The sequence below is a fragment of the Staphylococcus sp. HGB0015 genome, assembly GCF_000411275.1.
In the GTDB taxonomy this organism is placed as follows: Bacteria; Bacillota; Bacilli; order Staphylococcales; family Staphylococcaceae; genus Staphylococcus; species Staphylococcus schleiferi.
In genome coordinates this window covers 126887-143189 of the sequence record NZ_KE150417.1, presented here as the reverse complement: position 1 = coordinate 143189, position 16303 = coordinate 126887, and the positions used below count along the sequence as shown (strand labels likewise).

General features: G+C 36.1%; 17 protein-coding genes. 4 read left to right on the top strand and 13 right to left on the bottom strand.

Annotated features, from left to right (window positions below; genetic code table 11):
* Positions 1 to 36: 36 nt before the first annotated feature.
* The 3 genes from HMPREF1208_RS00685 to HMPREF1208_RS00675 are packed head-to-tail and all read right to left on the bottom strand — an operon-like array spanning position 37 to position 2652.
* Positions 37 to 1059, bottom strand: a complete 1023-nt coding sequence (locus HMPREF1208_RS00685; RefSeq protein ID WP_016424406.1) for a sensor histidine kinase — start codon at positions 1057 to 1059, stop codon at positions 37 to 39.
* On the bottom strand, positions 1046 to 1726 hold the full coding sequence (locus HMPREF1208_RS00680) for a response regulator transcription factor (protein WP_016424405.1): 681 nt from the start codon (positions 1724 to 1726) through the stop codon (positions 1046 to 1048). Before HMPREF1208_RS00680 ends, HMPREF1208_RS00685 begins: the two co-directional genes overlap by 14 nt.
* Positions 1727 to 1731: 5 nt before the next feature.
* Positions 1732 to 2652: an NAD(P)H-binding protein gene (locus tag HMPREF1208_RS00675; RefSeq protein WP_016424404.1), complete on the bottom strand. Its 921-nt coding sequence runs from the start codon at positions 2650 to 2652 to the stop codon at positions 1732 to 1734.
* A gap of 145 nt (positions 2653 to 2797) precedes the next feature.
* On the opposite strand from HMPREF1208_RS00675, the gene HMPREF1208_RS00670 reads away from it, so the two are divergent.
* A complete protein-coding gene (locus HMPREF1208_RS00670; RefSeq protein ID WP_016424403.1) occupies positions 2798 to 3325 on the top strand; it encodes a GNAT family N-acetyltransferase in 528 nt (175 codons plus the stop codon).
* 160 nt (positions 3326 to 3485) lie between these two features.
* Here HMPREF1208_RS00670 and HMPREF1208_RS00665 read toward each other — a convergent pair whose 3' ends face one another.
* From HMPREF1208_RS00665 to HMPREF1208_RS00625, 10 genes are all read right to left on the bottom strand, one after another.
* On the bottom strand, positions 3486 to 4511 hold the full coding sequence (locus HMPREF1208_RS00665; RefSeq protein WP_016424402.1) for an alpha/beta hydrolase: 1026 nt from the start codon (positions 4509 to 4511) through the stop codon (positions 3486 to 3488).
* 42 nt (positions 4512 to 4553) lie between these two features.
* Positions 4554 to 5621, bottom strand: a complete 1068-nt coding sequence (locus HMPREF1208_RS00660; protein ID WP_016424401.1) for a YkvI family membrane protein — start codon at positions 5619 to 5621, stop codon at positions 4554 to 4556.
* Positions 5622 to 6247: 626 nt separating this feature from the next.
* Positions 6248 to 6430, bottom strand: a complete 183-nt coding sequence (locus tag HMPREF1208_RS11960) for a hypothetical protein (RefSeq protein ID WP_154840298.1) — start codon at positions 6428 to 6430, stop codon at positions 6248 to 6250.
* Between the two features lie 92 nt (positions 6431 to 6522).
* Positions 6523 to 6690 (bottom strand): hypothetical protein, encoded by a 168-nt coding sequence (locus HMPREF1208_RS11955; RefSeq protein ID WP_016424400.1) that lies wholly within the window; start codon positions 6688 to 6690, stop codon positions 6523 to 6525.
* Between the two features lie 271 nt (positions 6691 to 6961).
* Positions 6962 to 7459: a hypothetical protein gene (locus tag HMPREF1208_RS00650; protein WP_016424399.1), complete on the bottom strand. Its 498-nt coding sequence runs from the start codon at positions 7457 to 7459 to the stop codon at positions 6962 to 6964.
* A gap of 166 nt (positions 7460 to 7625) precedes the next feature.
* On the bottom strand, positions 7626 to 8642 hold the full coding sequence (locus HMPREF1208_RS00645; RefSeq protein WP_016424398.1) for a FecCD family ABC transporter permease: 1017 nt from the start codon (positions 8640 to 8642) through the stop codon (positions 7626 to 7628).
* Positions 8639 to 9643 carry a FecCD family ABC transporter permease gene (locus HMPREF1208_RS00640; protein ID WP_016424397.1) on the bottom strand — a complete coding sequence of 335 codons (1005 nt, stop codon included), beginning with the start codon at positions 9641 to 9643 and terminating at the stop codon, positions 8639 to 8641. Before HMPREF1208_RS00640 ends, HMPREF1208_RS00645 begins: the two co-directional genes overlap by 4 nt.
* A gap of 24 nt (positions 9644 to 9667) precedes the next feature.
* The gene (locus tag HMPREF1208_RS00635; protein WP_016424396.1) at positions 9668 to 10471 is read right to left on the bottom strand and encodes an ABC transporter ATP-binding protein; all 804 of its coding nucleotides are present in this window, start codon (positions 10469 to 10471) and stop codon (positions 9668 to 9670) included.
* A 353-nt stretch (positions 10472 to 10824) separates the two neighbouring features.
* Entirely contained in the window at positions 10825 to 11658 is an 834-nt protein-coding gene (locus HMPREF1208_RS00630) for a YitT family protein (protein WP_016424395.1), read from the bottom strand.
* A gap of 496 nt (positions 11659 to 12154) precedes the next feature.
* On the bottom strand, positions 12155 to 13381 hold the full coding sequence (locus tag HMPREF1208_RS00625; RefSeq protein ID WP_016424394.1) for a NupC/NupG family nucleoside CNT transporter: 1227 nt from the start codon (positions 13379 to 13381) through the stop codon (positions 12155 to 12157).
* 466 nt (positions 13382 to 13847) lie between these two features.
* Here HMPREF1208_RS00625 and HMPREF1208_RS00620 point away from each other — a divergent pair, with 466 nt between their 5' ends.
* The 3 genes from HMPREF1208_RS00620 to HMPREF1208_RS12555 are packed head-to-tail and all read left to right on the top strand — an operon-like array spanning position 13848 to position 16244.
* The gene (locus tag HMPREF1208_RS00620; RefSeq protein ID WP_016424393.1) at positions 13848 to 14084 is read left to right on the top strand and encodes a FeoA family protein; all 237 of its coding nucleotides are present in this window, start codon (positions 13848 to 13850) and stop codon (positions 14082 to 14084) included.
* A complete protein-coding gene (gene feoB, locus HMPREF1208_RS00615) occupies positions 14077 to 16071 on the top strand; it encodes a ferrous iron transport protein B (protein WP_016424392.1) in 1995 nt (664 codons plus the stop codon). Before HMPREF1208_RS00620 ends, feoB begins: the two co-directional genes overlap by 8 nt.
* A complete protein-coding gene (locus HMPREF1208_RS12555) occupies positions 15978 to 16244 on the top strand; it encodes a FeoB-associated Cys-rich membrane protein (protein ID WP_306669212.1) in 267 nt (88 codons plus the stop codon). Before feoB ends, HMPREF1208_RS12555 begins: the two co-directional genes overlap by 94 nt.
* Positions 16245 to 16303 lie beyond the last annotated feature (59 nt).

Below are 16303 nucleotides of genomic sequence, written 5' to 3'. Positions count from 1 at the left end.
CATGTGACAAAACGCATGTCTTATGTGACATTTTTGTCACTTTGACATGCGTGCAATGTTTTCGTTCTGCATTGGAAAATGAATTGAGACTGTTGTGCCTTCACCAAGTTGAGAGTCTACAGTCACTTGAATACGTAAAGCATCACGTACAGCATCGACTAAATAAAGCCCCATACCTGAAGAGACCTGTTGATAATGCTCATTTTTACCCGTATAACCGCGTTGAAAAATACGTGGCAAATCGTGTGCTGCTATACCGCTTCCTCTATCTTGAATATGTAAATGCACTTGATCATCTTCAAACGTCGTATAAATCGAAATGTACGCATGGTCAGAGTATTTAATCGCATTTGAAATAATTTGACGAATGACCATACGAATCCATCGCTTATCCGTATAAACCGTTAGCGTGTCTGACACAGCCAAATCAAATCCAATCCCTTTTTGTAAACAGAGATGACGCGTTTGTTGAATTTCTTCAATTAGAATGGCACGCAACTTGACGCTTTCGAAATACATGTCATTGGATTGATGATTCAGCCTCGCTAAAAACAGTTGTTGATCGAGCATATAATCAATGCGAGACCATTCAAACATCAATTGGTTTCGGCGCTCACTATCTTCTTCTTTTTCGATTAACAATTTTAACGCCGTCACGGGTGTTTTAATATCGTGAATAAACTCTGTCATACTTTGTTCACTCAAATTAATCCATTCTTGTTGTTCACCCATAGACTGTTGAAGTTGTTGAATTTTCACCTGTAAATAATCTAATGTCATCTTTTCAAAAGGTGATTCTGCTAAATAGCGATGCTGCAATGATTCGACTTCCGCATAAGATTCTAGACGCTGATAAAAACGTGTTTCTTTCAAATAGGTACGTATCAAAAACGCAATGCTCACAAGCCATTTCAATCCTATGAAATACCACAAGCTATCAAGTGATATCTTTTCGTCTAAAGCACCAAGTAATAAAAAAAGTAAATCCAACGCAACCAGTAAACCAATCCAAGCGATACGCTCTCTTAAAAAATAAAATATCCACTTAATTGTTTTCATGTGCGAGATAACCTTTCCCTACTTTTGTTTCTATGACACCATCCAAACCGATATCTGCCAATTTTCTACGTAAACGATTGACATTTACAGTGAGTGTATTATCACTTACAAATGCTTCATCATCCCATAACGCTGTCATTAACGTGTCACGAGAGACAATTTGATTTTTATACTTGAGTAAAACCTCTAAAATAAGCATTTCAGTTTTAGATAACACTGCTGTTTGATCAGCTCTTACTATCGTTCCTTTCGACAAATCTACAACACTGTCTCGCCACAAGATGGTCCGTCGTTCTTCTTGATTATATTGATACACACGCCGAAAAATCGCTTGTAACTTAGCAATCAGAACAGGCATATGGAACGGTTTTTGTATATAGTCATCTGCGCCAATCTCCATACTCATCACTTGATCCATTGGATGATCACGTGATGATATAAATACAATCGGTACATTCGCATGCTGACGAATTTGTCGCGTCCAATGAAAGCCATCGAATTTGGGCAATGTAATATCCATTAAAATAATATGAGGATCAGCTTTTTGATATTCTTGAAAAACTTCATCAAAGTTTTGAATACAAGTGACATGATAATCCCATGACATCAATGCCTCAGTGATTTGTTGACATAATGTTTGATCATCTTCTACCAGTAGTATATCCAAATCCGTCACTCCTTCGTATAGTGCAAATCTTCACCGTTTTGTTGGCGATCATAATAGTTTTGAATGCGACATTTCGTATCAAATCCTCTCACTAACATTTGAAAAAATGGGACTTGAATAAAGTAAGCAATCGGCCACCATGCCCGTGGAATATAATCAAATAAATGCACAATGACCGCGTCTAATTGTTGAATATAACGAAATTCAATAATGGCGTGATTGCCCCCTTTAACTTTTGCCAAACGTCCTTTGACCATTTCAAGTCTATAGAGCGTGTCATCTATTTTATTAAGTTCAAATATCATCAACAATCGCTTTTGCTTTTTATCATAGACTTCAATTCGATGATCGACATGTCGAATCGAAGTCCGCGTTCCCGGCGTTTGAGACAGCCATATCCCCATTTGATGGATAAAGCTATCTAAATGCCACTTCAACGGCTTCGGAATATGATGTACAAGGCGTATATCATTATATTTGGCACCTTGGAATTCAACAGAAATATGAGGTCGGTTCACTTTTTTACTCGTACATCGCACCGATACACCATATCTACCCAATTGTTGGATTGTTTCATTATCAAATTGACTACCTCTAACATAAATGATTTCTTTGACACCTTGCTGAGCCGCAGCACGCGCAAAATTATCAGCGGCAATGAGGTTCAAATCTTTCGCTAAAGCTCTTGTCATTTTAGCTGAATGTTTCGTTGGATCTAAAAAATAAATCGCGATATCTATACCATGCATCGCTCTTAAAACATCAAGATAATTGTAAATATCCGCTTCAATCCAATTCACTGCTGACTGTGCCTGCTTTTTAGGATATTTAGATATCGTATGAATAAAGCAACGATCAGCAAGCGTATGAATGAGTGTTTTGCCAATATAACCTGTACCACCAGCTAGCAACACATTGGGTTTCATCGTAAACTCCTCTCCTATCAATACCTAATATTTAACAGTTGATCCGTGTTATAGAAATTTCCTAAATGTCTTATTTTACGTTACAATAAATGTGAATCTCTATTAATGACGAGGCGAACTAAAAACATGAAATGGAGTTGAAAGCATGTCAGTAACAATTAGAGAAGTCAGCATTAACGATGTCAATACATTCACCACACTCATGCAACAAGTCTTTGAAGAATCTGAATATATGCTTTACGATCCAGGTGAATATATGCCTTCATTTGAAAATGCCATTTCAAAAATGGAAGAAGTCATCACTTCACCTCATTTAGCTATTTTCGTTGCTCAAAAAGAGGAGCAACTTGTCGGCTATTTAACAGTTAAAACAAAAACGCTTCATCGGATTGCACATATTGCTGAAATATCTATTGGTGTGCTACGTCAATACCAGAATGCAGGCATTGGGTATCAACTTTTACAACAATGTATGGAATGGTGCCGTCAACACGGGGTTACACGCCTTTCTCTAAGCGTTGTTACTGAAAATAAAGCAGCTGTTCAATTCTATGAACGGGCAGGATTTAAAATTGAGGGTGAACTTCAACATACACTCAAAATTGAAAATCATTACTACAACTCGTTTATTATGGCTTATTTGCTATCCTCTTCTTCTAATCCAACGCCTTAATATCTCTATTTTATCATTTTATGAAGTTCGACTCACATAATCGTCATATTTTTATATTTAAAAGCACTGAAATCTATTAAAATGATGTACATTCCATAAAGTTAGGTTTGAGCCCCATTTTTGGAATGCACATCCACAGTTATGATTTCAGTGCTTTTACTTAGTTATCGTATGGATTTAAGTTAATTTCAGTGTGGTCCGTATCTTTATTATCCGGACCGACTTGTGTGCCTGTTGTATTTCTACTTAAAAAGCTTAAGACTTTTTGAATATTCTCTTTGGATTCTGGTTTATTGAGATGAAACTGGTATTGATGTTTCAAGTGATGTGAACCATCAAAGAAGAATCGATCCACCGAGACACCTTTCTCTTCTAGGGCATTCGCAAAACTTTCATTTTGACTCATAAAAGGATCGTCATCCCCTACAGATAAAAATGTCGATGGAAAATCTTTAGTAATTTGATTCTCTGTGGACATTTCAGCAATATTTTTCGAACTCATTTCCCATTTTTTCACACCTAAATAACTTCTCATAAATAAATTAATTCTTGGAAATTCAGTTGAGCGAACGGTTTTCATATCATAAAAACCACCAAAGAAAATAGCCGCTTTAATTTGTTCAGGTGTAAACTGTTGTCGAAAATTCATTTCTTCACGTAATGCGCGGTTCGTTTGAATTGCAGTAAATTGACTATTAATTTGTGCACCTGCTGAATCGCCACCAATAATGACTTGATTTAAATCAATAGGCAAGTTACTTTCGTGATTTTTAATAAACGTGACCGCTCGATCCATTTGAATGAGTGGTGTCGGATATTGATACTCTGGTGCGAGTGCATAATTGACATTAACTACAACGTAGCCATGCTCAACAATATTCGCAAGTAGTGGGTTTTTGTATTGCTTATCCCCAGCGATAAATCCTCCACCGTGCGCCCAAAAAATCACAGGTAGCTGTTCATCCGCGCTCACATGCTTAGGCATAATAATATCGAGTTGACTATTCGGTAAGCCTTCCATGTAAGTAATGTCTTTAAATACTGAAACATTTTTATTTTGAATTGATACTCTATTTTGTTCCTGTCTCGATAGTCGAGGCTCAAAAAAATAGCCGGCGATCAGACCGGCTATAACGAGTAAAATGATTGATGTGATCACAATCCATCTTTTTCTATGATTCGTCATTCCAATCTTCCCTTTCGGAAAAATTGTAACACATCTAATCAATTAAGCAATAAATTTCTTATCTTGAGATTTACGATAGAGATATTTAACAATAACCGCAAGCACGATAAAGAGGCCAATAACCCCCATAATTGGGTAAACCACTTTAATAAGTCCTTCAAAGCCTACGAAACTTAATCCGTATGCTAACGGTACAAGTATAGAAATCATAATATAATAACCTTTTGTATAAGGTGTTGTAAAACGTGCTGCAAATGAATAAGACAAACCTAAAATTGTGTTATACATTACAGCTAACATCACGATAGATAATACAAATGTTAAAATTGGAGATATTTTCCCCGCTAAAACTAATGTTGGGATGGCAGAATCTTTAATCGCTGTATATTCTGAGTGTAAAGCGAAGTTAATTAAACCTAATAATACTAAATAGACAACCCCACCTAAAAGACCACCTAAACCAGAGACTAGTCTCTTAGATGCATCTCCACCGATTGCAACTAAAGTACTAAATCCTACTGCAAAAGCAAGACCACCATAATTGAATCCATTCCAAATTGCTAAACCAATATTTGGTGTTTCAACAACACTGTTGATTTTTGAAATAGGAATGCTGCCTTTAAATAAGAATGTGACAGCAATCAGTACAACTAAAACAATTAATACAGGGGTTACAATCCCTAAAGCTCTTACAATCTTATTAAAATCCATAAGTAATGTGATATAGACGGCAATACACATCAAAAGCGCGCCTAACCATGTAGGTACACCAAAGCTCTCTTCAAATGTAGAGCCTGCACCCGCAATCATCGTAATTGTTACGGCATAAAGTGACAAAATTAATACATAATCGATGACAAGACCGATTTTTTTACCAAATAAATACTCAAGTGTCGATCCATGATTATCTGCATCAAAGGCTGTCCCAATTTTTGCAACTTGACGCCCGATAAATGTCAGGATTAAACCTGAAATAAGTACACCTATATAGGAATAAATACCATATCTACTGAAGAATTGTAGGACTTCTTGCCCAGTTGAAAAACCGGCACCTACAACAACGCCTACATAGGCAAAAGCTATTTTTATAGCTTCACTATATTTTTGCATACTGTTTTGACCTCCTCGTTAGCAAAACACGTAAAACATTAAAACATATTACTCCATTAATTTCAAATTATGATACGCCTATCAACTATCTGAAAGGCTTGATATGACAGCTATGAGCGCATTATCAAATGATTTTCTTACAGTTTTTTATACTTTTTTATGAATAAACACACGTTACAGGCAATCAATTATGCATATTTATTCTAATTATGAATAGATTCAACAAAAGATTTCATAGAATTCTTAAAATTTTATAGGTATTTTTTGAACCCAAAAGTTTTTACGTACGCTTTTAGAGTAATTTTATACTCATTTAAGTCTCGAAAATCCCCTTTTAAATTTCAACCTTTACTTATCTTTAACTACAAAAAATCGGCTGTACACTTTATATGGTGGTTATGTGTCTATAATAATTAAGTCGCAAACTTCCGATTGCTTCTTCGAGTCTCGCTTTCCCAGGCGCCTTACCTCAACTAATTTTGGCTTTTATTGTAGCTCATAAGAAGCCAAAATGGATTTTCGGTTTCGGCTCTATGCCTCGGGAGTCTCGACTCGATACGCAATCTATTTAAGCAATTTCACTATTGAAAAGTGGCATTGCTTTTTTCTTTGATCTTTTATACAGTCTAAAAATAATAAAAATGCGATTTTGAAGTTATAAAAGTTGCGATAGCCATATGAAATTTAATCAGTTTAACTTTTTGATTAATTCCTTCAATCGCACCATTATTGAATTGAGGGGTTCCAATCGTATAAGCAATGATATCCTCATACTTTCTGTAGAAGCGTAACACTTTCCATCCATACATTTAAAACGTTGTTTTAACAGATTTAAATACACTGCTATCTCTTGGAATCTTAAAAAAGTAATTCGCGATAAACGTTTTCCGTGTTTGTGTATTCAGTTTGGATTCGTATGATAACAGTGAGGACAAGTCATAGGCTTGTATGAAAGGGTACCAAAGATGACGTTAGATTTCTTACCTCTAATAACTACATCTTCTTCCACTTTAGTGATTTTAATATTATTATCTTTAATTTTTAGTAACTTTAATATATCATTACACATAGGCGCAATATGTCTCCTTTATTTTTGGTTTAGTCACTTAAAATTATAGAGGCATTTGCGCTATTTTTGTACAAAAAAGCAGGATGACTTATGTCATCCCACCATAAAAAATGAAGAACCAAAAAATCTATTGCTTAATGTATCAATTAGACACGACAATATTGATGATAGGCACTTCGATTCAAGGTGATGCAATAAAAAAACGAGACAGAAATCTTGTTGGATAAAATTTCCGCCTCGTTCATACATCCGTTTGCGATCGTACATTGCTTTATGCGTCTTTATAATGGTTTAATTGATCAAAATCAACCACTACTTGATCCATACGTTTCGCTGTTTCTTTCAATACGTTTCTGGCCACTTTATTATTTGGATCAAGCTTTAAGATTTGTTTTGCAACACTAAAAGCCCTTTTATCAGAAATAACAGGCTCTGGAATTGCATGCAACAGTAACATTTGTAATAAACTTTTTACTTCTTTACCTTCAGTCAAATCAATTGATGATTTAGCATGATAATATGCAGCATCTAATGCGCCTGGCACATCACTCAATGGATATACAAGTAATAAGAAAGCTAAATCATGAATTTCTGCTGTTTCTTCCGCTTTAATCATATCAAGCAAACATGTATAATACATGACACTTTCTTCCTCATGTGCACTAGAGATATACGCTTCTTCAAAAGCTAAAAAGTCAGTTGCAGACATTAAGTTTTTTACCGCTTCAAATTCGCCGTTTAAGACATGTTTCTTTATTAAATCTTGCATGGCTTGTCCTCCTGAATGTGCCTATGTCCATTTACCACTATCTTAACATAATTACATTAAGATTGCAGTTTGACCTGCCACATTAAGTTATATTTTTATCGTATTATCTCATATATTTACATTCTAACATATTTTATATCTATCACGCTCAGTCTAAGGATTGAAATCATACAGAACGTGTTCGATACATCAAATACAAAAAGTAAGGCGCACCAATCACAGCAACGACGAGACCTGCTGGTACGCCGCTCGGTTGTAATAAAATTTTTCCTAATGTATCTGAAACAGTCAGCAGTAAAGCACCAATGACAATAGAAATCGGTATAAATAATTGATGTCTTGGTCCTACCATTGACTTTGCAATATGAGGCCCCATTAAGCCGATAAATCCAATTGCTCCCGCCACTGACACTGCAGCGCTAGACAAGAGAACAGCAATCAAAATTAATAAAATACGTGCTTTATTAAGCGGAACACCCACACTTTTAGCAATCGTATCACTTGTATTTAAAATATTTAAAGTTTCAGATTGAAAGATAACAATAGGCACTAAAATAATAAGCCAAGGTAAAAACGCGAATACAAAAGGCCATGTATCGCCCCAAATATTGCCTGCCAACCAAGTGGCTATAAATTCAGATTGATCTTTGTCAAATGTCGACATTAGCGTAAGCGCAGCACCTGACAACGCAGTCGACATCCCGACACCAATCAATACCATACTTGCTGGAGAAAGACCTTTATCCCCTTGATAACTCAAGATGAAAATTGCAAAAGCCGTCAACAGTCCACCTACCATACTGATGATAGGTAAAACATAAACAAACTGATCCGATTGGATTTGACCAATTGCGATAAACAATGCGATAGCAAAGCCACTTCCTGCATTAATACCTAATATACCAGGCTCTGCTAATGGATTTTTAGTCACACTTTGTAAAATCACGCCACTCAAACTTAGAGCGATACCCGCCATAAGTGTAATCAACATACGCGGCAATCGGAAATCAATCAATATCAATTGATCTGCTGCATTCCCTTGGCCTAAAAACGTTTGAATAATACGACGATAGGACATCGCATATTCACCAGTTGTGAGATTCCAGACTATAGCTAAACAGAGTACGATAATAGCAGTCACTAAAACAATGCGTTGCTTCCGTTTCAATTTTGGATGAATCATATCGTACTACCCCCTTTTCGAATGAGGTAGAAGAAATAAGGGACACCTATAAAAGAAATAATAGCACTCATAGGCGCTTCTCCCAGTAATCTTGCAACTAAATCTGCCAATAGGACTAACGTTCCACCCATGACCGCTGCCATTGGGAGTACTTTGATATAATCAGTTCCTACTAAATAACGTACGATATGGGGCACAATCAGACCAATAAAAGCAATCTGACCTACCATCGCCACTGATATCCCCGCTAATAACATTGAGAGCACTAAAGCTAGTGTACGAATCCATTTTACATTTTGTCCTAAACCAGTTGCCAAAGTTTCACCTAAACTTAAAATCGTCAGTTGGCGACTTATAAGAATAAATAAAGCTAAAACAACTAACACAATGGGCGCACTAATCATAATTTGTTGCCAGTTTGTACCGGACACACCGCCAGCACTCCAAAAATTAATAGACTGATTCAGACGATAAATTAATGCAATCCCTTGACTTAATGCAGTCAAAAGAGCACTAACCGCTGCACCCGCAAGAATCAGCCGCATTGGATTAAATCCATCACGTCTTGACGAGCCAATCATCATCACGATTGTACCGCCAAAAATAGCGCCTATAAATCCGGCCAAAATAAGCACCGTAAAAGGCGCAGAGGGGAAAAATGCATAAGTCACTGCCAACGCAAAAGCAGCCCCAGCGTTTAAACCAATTAAACTGGGGTCTGCTAATCCATTTTTTGTGACGCCTTGAATCACTGCACCCGCTGTGGCTAAAGCAACCCCTACTAATACCGCTCCAATATTACGCGGGATACGAATTTCAGAAATAATATTATGTGCTTGAATCGATGGATCATAATGGAATATGGCTGCAGCAATCGTTGACAAATTGACATGCGCCTCACCCAATAAAATAGAAAGAACAAACACAAATATGAGTATCACAAGTGCACAAATCAGTTGCAATGCATAATTTAATTTAACAATTTTAATTTTATTTAACATTTGAATACGCCATGCCTTACCGCTTTATGCTTTCTCATAGTGCTTACACAATAAATTATAAGTCACTAACATTGGCTTGCCTGTTCGAGGATCAGTGCTCAGTTCCGCATCAATATTAAATACTTTTTCTAAAATCTCGTTCGTTAACACCTCATGCGTTTCACCTTGCTTAACGATATCACCATTTTTCATCGCAATCAGATGGTCAGAAAAACGAATTGCTTGGTTAATATCATGTAAGACCATAATAATCGTTGTCCCATGTTTCGCATTCAGTTCTTGTACGAGCTCTAAAATTTCAAGTTGATGTGAAATATCTAAATAAGTCGTCGGTTCATCTAAAAAGATAATATCTGTTTTTTGAGCCAAAGCCATCGCAATCCATACGCGTTGACGTTGACCGCCACTTAAATCATTGACTGCACGATGTTTAAAATCAATTGTTCCTGTTACACGCATCGCCCAATCGATTTCTTTTTTATCTTCTTCATTAAGACGTCCAAACCCTTTTTGATGTGGAAATCGACCGTAAGAAACCAATTCACCCGCAGTTAGCCCATCTGCTACATCTGGTGATTGAGGTAAAATCGCGATTTTTTTCGCAATTTCTTTTGTAGATTGTGTATGAATATTTTTACCATCTAAAGAGATTTCGCCACTTTTAGTATTCAGTAATCGTGATAAGGCCTTCAGTAATGTAGACTTCCCACAACCATTTGGCCCTATAATGGACGTAATTTTCCCATCTGGTATAGCAACGTCTAAGTTGTTCACAATGACACGTTCACCATATCCGATAGAAACTTCTTTACCTATTAATCTGTTCATCGTCATCCTTCTTTCTTAAAACGATTCCGCTTCCATTCCTATTATGAAAAGCGTTATTTGTACATTACGAGATAGACGTGACCAGTTTTCTATTTATATCACGCTATTTTGTAGATCTATTTCATCCAATTGATAATCATTATCATATATTTGTTAGTATATCATCCTTTGCTAGAAATTTCTAACTGAAACTTAATTGATATACATACATTAAACGAAACGAAAAACGTCTGTTTGTTAAACGATTGATACTTTTATTTAACAAAAATAAAAAAGTGAGATAGTCCAAACTATTTGGTAACTATCCCACTCATGCTACTCATATCCACTTTTCTTAAAAATGTCCTTTTAAATTAGTCTTCTACTAAAAAGCCATTACCGTATACATCACGAACGTCATGGACGACTACAAACGCGTTTTCATCAATTTTTCGTATCATGCGCTTCGTCCGTGATAATTGCGTTTTACTAATCACTGCATACAAAACATCTGTTTCTTTTTTTGAAAAGTAACCGCGACCGTTGAGTATAGTAATACCTCTGCCTATATCTTCATCAATCATTTTAGCAATGCGATCTGGCTCTTTAGAGATGATGGTTACAGCTTTTTTAGGATTTAATCCTTCTATAACAAAGTCCATTACTTTTGTACCTATGTACAAACTAATAATTGTTAACAGAGCACGGTCTAAAGGAATGACTGTCAACGAGATCAGCACAACAATTAAATCGAAGAAGAGTAAGGCATTGGGTGTACTCACATCTAAATATTTATTTGCGATACGCGCCAAAATAGTTGTTCCTGCAGTCGTACCTCCCGCCAATACAATAATACCGATTCCTAATCCTACAGAGAAACCACCGAATATCGCATTAATAATGACATCATCCGTTTTTACATGCCATGACTCAGTTAAACTAAGGAAAATAGAAATCAATACCGTCGCTAGTATGGTTAAATACATACTTCTTTTACTTAAAAATTTATACCCCACACCGATTAAAATCGCATTCACCACAAAGTTTGTGATAGCTGGAGATAAGTGAAATGCATAGTATAAAATGATTGCGAGCCCTGTTACACCGCCTTCACCAAGATCCGCAGTGATAATAAATGCATTTACGCCGGCTGAAAATATAAACGCACCTAAAACGACTAAAATTAAATCTCTAATTGTTCTGCTCACCAAACCATTCCCTTCATCTTAAGATTGTCTTTTTATATTGTCATTAGCCATATTATCACAACTTTATGACAATTCGTACCCTTGAATTCCGAGTTAGTGTAAACGATTTTATTAAAGTGTTAAATTTCTGAATATTTAGTTTACTTATGGTGTAAAAGTGTGTATAATATGAATTACCTTATTTGTTGCTAGTTTACTAGTCAACAAGAGGCCATCTCCTTTGTGTTTTTTATAGTAAGAGAGATTTTTTGCTCGAGGTTGATATCATGCTCGAATATCAATCTAAATTATTCATTTCCCGTCTAAGGCAGTTCAGCAAGCGCTGGGCTGCTTCTTTTATGCGTTAATTTCATTTGGAATAATAAGCTGATATGGGCTACTCACAGTTTAAGACATTAACCTTTCAATATCATCACTTACACATAAAAAAGAGAGAGACAGGACGATGATGTCCTGCTCCCTCATTTTTTCATTCCGTCGCTCACCGGAATCACAATTACCAAGCGAATAAACCTACAAAACCTGCTGTTAATAATGAAACTAAAATACCCGCTAATAACATCATTGGTACATATTTAGAAACAAAATCAGACGTCTTTTCATTAACAATCCCTTTTAATGTACCGATAATCATACCAATTGTTGAGAAGTTAGCGAAAGAAATTAAGAATGTAGAAATAACAGCGCGGTGGTGCGGTGTATAACTATTAATTTCACCAGTAATTTCACCCATGACAACAAATTCGTTTGTCACAATTTTCTTCGCCATATTTTGTGCAACTTTCCACACTTCATCTGACGGTAGACCTAATAAGAATGCAAACGGCCACATAAATACACCTAAAACTTGGTCTAGACCAATGCTTCCTTTTAAGTGGAATAAGTGTGCAATACCACTACTGATAAGGTGGATCAAACGGTCTGCCAATTCTGCTAAAGCAACAAAACTAATAACGAAAGCAATGATAATTAAAACAAGCTTACCAGCATTTAATACTGAATCTCCCAAGAATGAGAAGAACGGTTGACGCGCTTCATTTTCACGTAAGTCATAAATAACATCGTCATTTACTTCAACTTTAACTGGATTCAAAATTGAAGCTACAATCATCGCATTAACAATATTTAATGGGATGGCTGTCAATACTAATTCACCTGGAATCATTGTGACGTAAGCCCCAACAATCGCACCAGATACAGAACTCATTGACATCATTGCAATCGTTAACACACGTGTTTCTTTCATGCGCTTTAATTGTTCACTCGAAACCGCAAGTGCTTCAGTGTTACCTAAAAACATCATTTCAATACCAAAGAATGCTTCAAATTTAGGTTGACGTGTAATTTTGGCTAACACCCAACCAATTGCACGCATAATCCATGGCAAAATACGGAAATACATTAAAATGTCAAACAAAGGCACAACTAATAAAATAGGGAAAAGCGCAGCAACAGCCATATCTAACTGTTTGACTTCTGTCCAACTTTTAAATGCAAAACCTATACCTGCAAATGCAGCATCTATTACCCAAGAGATACCTTCTGCTGCTTTTTTAACGGCTAAAGTTCCAGCAGGGAAGTATACGAAAAACCAAGCTAAGATAAGGTTCAATACAACTAAGACAGCGATAGAACCCCATTGTATATTTTTACGGTCACGTGAACACAGATATGCAACACCCAAAAATACAAACAAACCAATAATGTTAATGATCAAATACATAAGGATTTACCTCTTACCTTTCAACTGTTTTTAACACAACAAGTATACCACGCGTATGACATAGTGAGAATATGTTTTTTTAATAATATTTAGGTCAAAAACCCCTCTTTCTTCCATTACGTATAGCCCACGACAAACGACATTCTCATATGTCGAGATGAACAATGCAGTTCATCGAGTCATGCCGACCTAGCTAACTATCACACACATATCCAAACTGATTCGCATATTGTTAAACTGAATGGATTATGCATCCGCCTTAAATGAAGCGACGAGTAAAACTTGACTATTTCACGTTATTTAGACTTTAAAGTCCAGCTGAATGCCGTTCTAGTCCAACAAAATTTTTGATTAAATTCAATAATTTTACATATTCTTTCTAAAATCACTATTGCTAACAAATATAATTCAAGGTATTCTATAATTAAATGAAAATGATTATCATTAACGATAAGTAGGTGGGAGTATGTTACATGTTGCAAATGCTGAGGTTGGAAGAAACTATCGAGTCAAAGCTTTAGAAACGCAAAACATTCATTTGAAGCATCGTTTACGCGCGCTTGGATGTGTGGAAGGTTGTTGCTTATCTATTCATCAAAAAGGTTTATTTAAAGGGCCTTGTACTTTAAAAATTAACGGCCAACAAATTTGTATACGAAATTGTGATGCTTGTGACATCCTATTGGAGCAGGCCTATGAGTAATGCATATTGTATTTTAGGGAACCCTAATGTTGGAAAAACATCATTGTTTAATGCACTTACCGGCTCTTATGCTTATGTTGGCAATTGGAGTGGTGTCACTGTTGAAAAAAAGGTCGGGCAATTAAAAAAGAAAAATGGTCATTTAATTGATTTACCTGGCATTTACGATTTAGTTCCTATTTCGCGTGACGAAACTGTTGTAACTGACTTTTTATTACATGAATCATTCGACGGCATGATTAATATTATAGATGCCGCACAAATCAAACGTAATTTTAATTTGACGATACAATTGTTAGAATTCGGCGCACCAATCCTCATAGGTTTAAACATGATAGATGTTGCTAATAAGCGTGGCATTCGGATTGACTATCAGAAACTCATGAGGAAATTACACGTCCCTGTCATTCCAGTCATTGCAAGAACTGGAAAGGGTAGTGATGATATGCTTAACGCCCTGACAGATCATCATATTTCAAAACAACGTCCTTTAAAAATCAACTATGGTGAAGCGATTGAAAACTTGCTTCAACAATTACAACAAGCAATGCCTTCTCAATTGAAATTAGAAAAGGCACAATATCGTTTTTTAGCGATTCAATATTTACTCAAAAATCCATCTGTTCTAACGTACTTAGATTCTCAAACGTGCGACGCATTAAATGATATTAAAAATGCATTTATGTCTACACATACAATTGACATTGAACATCATATTGTTCAGTGTAGACAATCCTACATTGACGCTATATTGGCAGACGTTGTTCAATATCCAGATACGCAACGACACTATGTTACAGAACGAATAGATGCGTTACTGACACATAAAATTTTAGGGATTCCTATCTTTCTTGGTATCATGTGGCTGATTTTTCAAACGACATTTACATGGATAGGTACACCCTTATCAGATCAACTGGATGAATTTTTCGGTGGCCCTTTAACTGACTTTACACGTGATGCTATGACACATCTCGGTATCTATCCAGCACTTCAAGATTTAGTCACAGACGGAATTATCGCTGGTGTCGGAGGCGTACTTGTCTTTGTTCCTCAGATTCTTGTCTTGTTTTTCTTCATATCTTTGTTAGAAGATTCTGGCTATATGGCACGAATTGCAGTCATTATGGATCGAATTATGGAAAAATTTGGACTAAACGGAAAGTCTTTTATCCCAATGATTATCGGGTTTGGTTGTAATGTACCTGGAATTATGGCCGCAAGAAGTATCGAAGAAGAAAAAGAACGTTTAACGACAATACTGATTGCCCCTTTTATGTCTTGTTCTGCAAGGCTTCCTGTGTATGGATTGTTTGTTGCTATATTTTTCGCGCAACATCAAGCACTCGTTGTTTTAAGTCTTTATGTTCTTGGTATCATCGTAGCTTTATTCGTCAGTTGGGTCCTTTCAAAAACAATTTTGAAAAAAGACACTTCTATTTTTGTAGTCGAATTACCCCCATATCGCTTGCCATCTATTAAAACATTATGGAGAAGCACTTGGGAAAAAGGAAAAGGATTTGTTAAAAAAGCAGGGACATTTATTTTTGCTGGTTCTGTCATCATCTGGCTGCTCAATTATTCTGGTCCATCGGGGTTTCATGTACCGGTAGAACAAAGCTTCTTGCATTTAATCGGGGCTGCTATTGCACCTCTTATCGCACCTTTAGGTTTTAGTTCATGGCAAACAGCTGCTACATTAATACCAGGATTTTTAGCCAAAGAAGTCGTTGTCAGTGCGATGGCAATCATTTATTCAGTAGATGAAAACGCCCTTGTATCAATGATTTCGTCACACTTTACAGCTTTATCTGCTTATTCATTTATGGTTTTTATTTTGCTATATACACCTTGTCTGGCGACTGTCGCGGCGATTCGTAAAGAAACGACATCATGGAAATGGACCTTGCTCGCACTCGTTTACCCAGTCACGATTGCTTATGTCTTATCACTCGCAGTTTATCAAATCGGTTCAATTTTCTTTTAAGGGGGAAACCGTTAATGACATTACTTTTAAATTTAATACTCATTGCACTTATAGTTTGTTACGTTGTCTTTGTAACGACACGTTATATAAAAAAATCTAAGCAAGGACAATGTAGCGCTTGTGAGGTCAACAAATCTTGTTCTACTAAACAGTTACCAAAACATTTGCAGTAATACAAAAAGGAGAATTTCATTCGCTGAAATTCTCCTTTATTGATTTAACAATAGATGAG

What these genes read in the sequence shown, in the direction of transcription:
- HMPREF1208_RS00660 (WP_016424401.1), bottom strand. Translation starts at nt 5,621, where the DNA reads ATGCAAAAATATAGTGAAGCTATAAAAATAGCTTTTGCCTATGTAGGC.
- HMPREF1208_RS00640 (WP_016424397.1), bottom strand. Translation starts at nt 9,643, where the DNA reads ATGTTAAATAAAATTAAAATTGTTAAATTAAATTATGCATTGCAACTG.
- HMPREF1208_RS00635 (WP_016424396.1), bottom strand. Translation starts at nt 10,471, where the DNA reads ATGAACAGATTAATAGGTAAAGAAGTTTCTATCGGATATGGTGAACGT.
- HMPREF1208_RS00665 (WP_016424402.1), bottom strand. Translation starts at nt 4,511, where the DNA reads ATGACGAATCATAGAAAAAGATGGATTGTGATCACATCAATCATTTTA.
- HMPREF1208_RS11960 (WP_154840298.1), bottom strand. Translation starts at nt 6,430, where the DNA reads ATGTATGGATGGAAAGTGTTACGCTTCTACAGAAAGTATGAGGATATC.
- HMPREF1208_RS00645 (WP_016424398.1), bottom strand. Translation starts at nt 8,642, where the DNA reads ATGATTCATCCAAAATTGAAACGGAAGCAACGCATTGTTTTAGTGACT.
- HMPREF1208_RS11955 (WP_016424400.1), bottom strand. Translation starts at nt 6,690, where the DNA reads ATGTGTAATGATATATTAAAGTTACTAAAAATTAAAGATAATAATATT.
- HMPREF1208_RS12555 (WP_306669212.1), top strand. Translation starts at nt 15,978, where the DNA reads ATGGAAATGGACCTTGCTCGCACTCGTTTACCCAGTCACGATTGCTTA.
- HMPREF1208_RS00650 (WP_016424399.1), bottom strand. Translation starts at nt 7,459, where the DNA reads ATGCAAGATTTAATAAAGAAACATGTCTTAAACGGCGAATTTGAAGCG.
- HMPREF1208_RS00620 (WP_016424393.1), top strand. Translation starts at nt 13,848, where the DNA reads ATGTTACATGTTGCAAATGCTGAGGTTGGAAGAAACTATCGAGTCAAA.
- HMPREF1208_RS00670 (WP_016424403.1), top strand. Translation starts at nt 2,798, where the DNA reads ATGTCAGTAACAATTAGAGAAGTCAGCATTAACGATGTCAATACATTC.
- HMPREF1208_RS00675 (WP_016424404.1), bottom strand. Translation starts at nt 2,652, where the DNA reads ATGAAACCCAATGTGTTGCTAGCTGGTGGTACAGGTTATATTGGCAAA.
- HMPREF1208_RS00685 (WP_016424406.1), bottom strand. Translation starts at nt 1,059, where the DNA reads ATGAAAACAATTAAGTGGATATTTTATTTTTTAAGAGAGCGTATCGCT.
- feoB (WP_016424392.1), top strand. Translation starts at nt 14,077, where the DNA reads ATGAGTAATGCATATTGTATTTTAGGGAACCCTAATGTTGGAAAAACA.
- HMPREF1208_RS00625 (WP_016424394.1), bottom strand. Translation starts at nt 13,381, where the DNA reads ATGTATTTGATCATTAACATTATTGGTTTGTTTGTATTTTTGGGTGTT.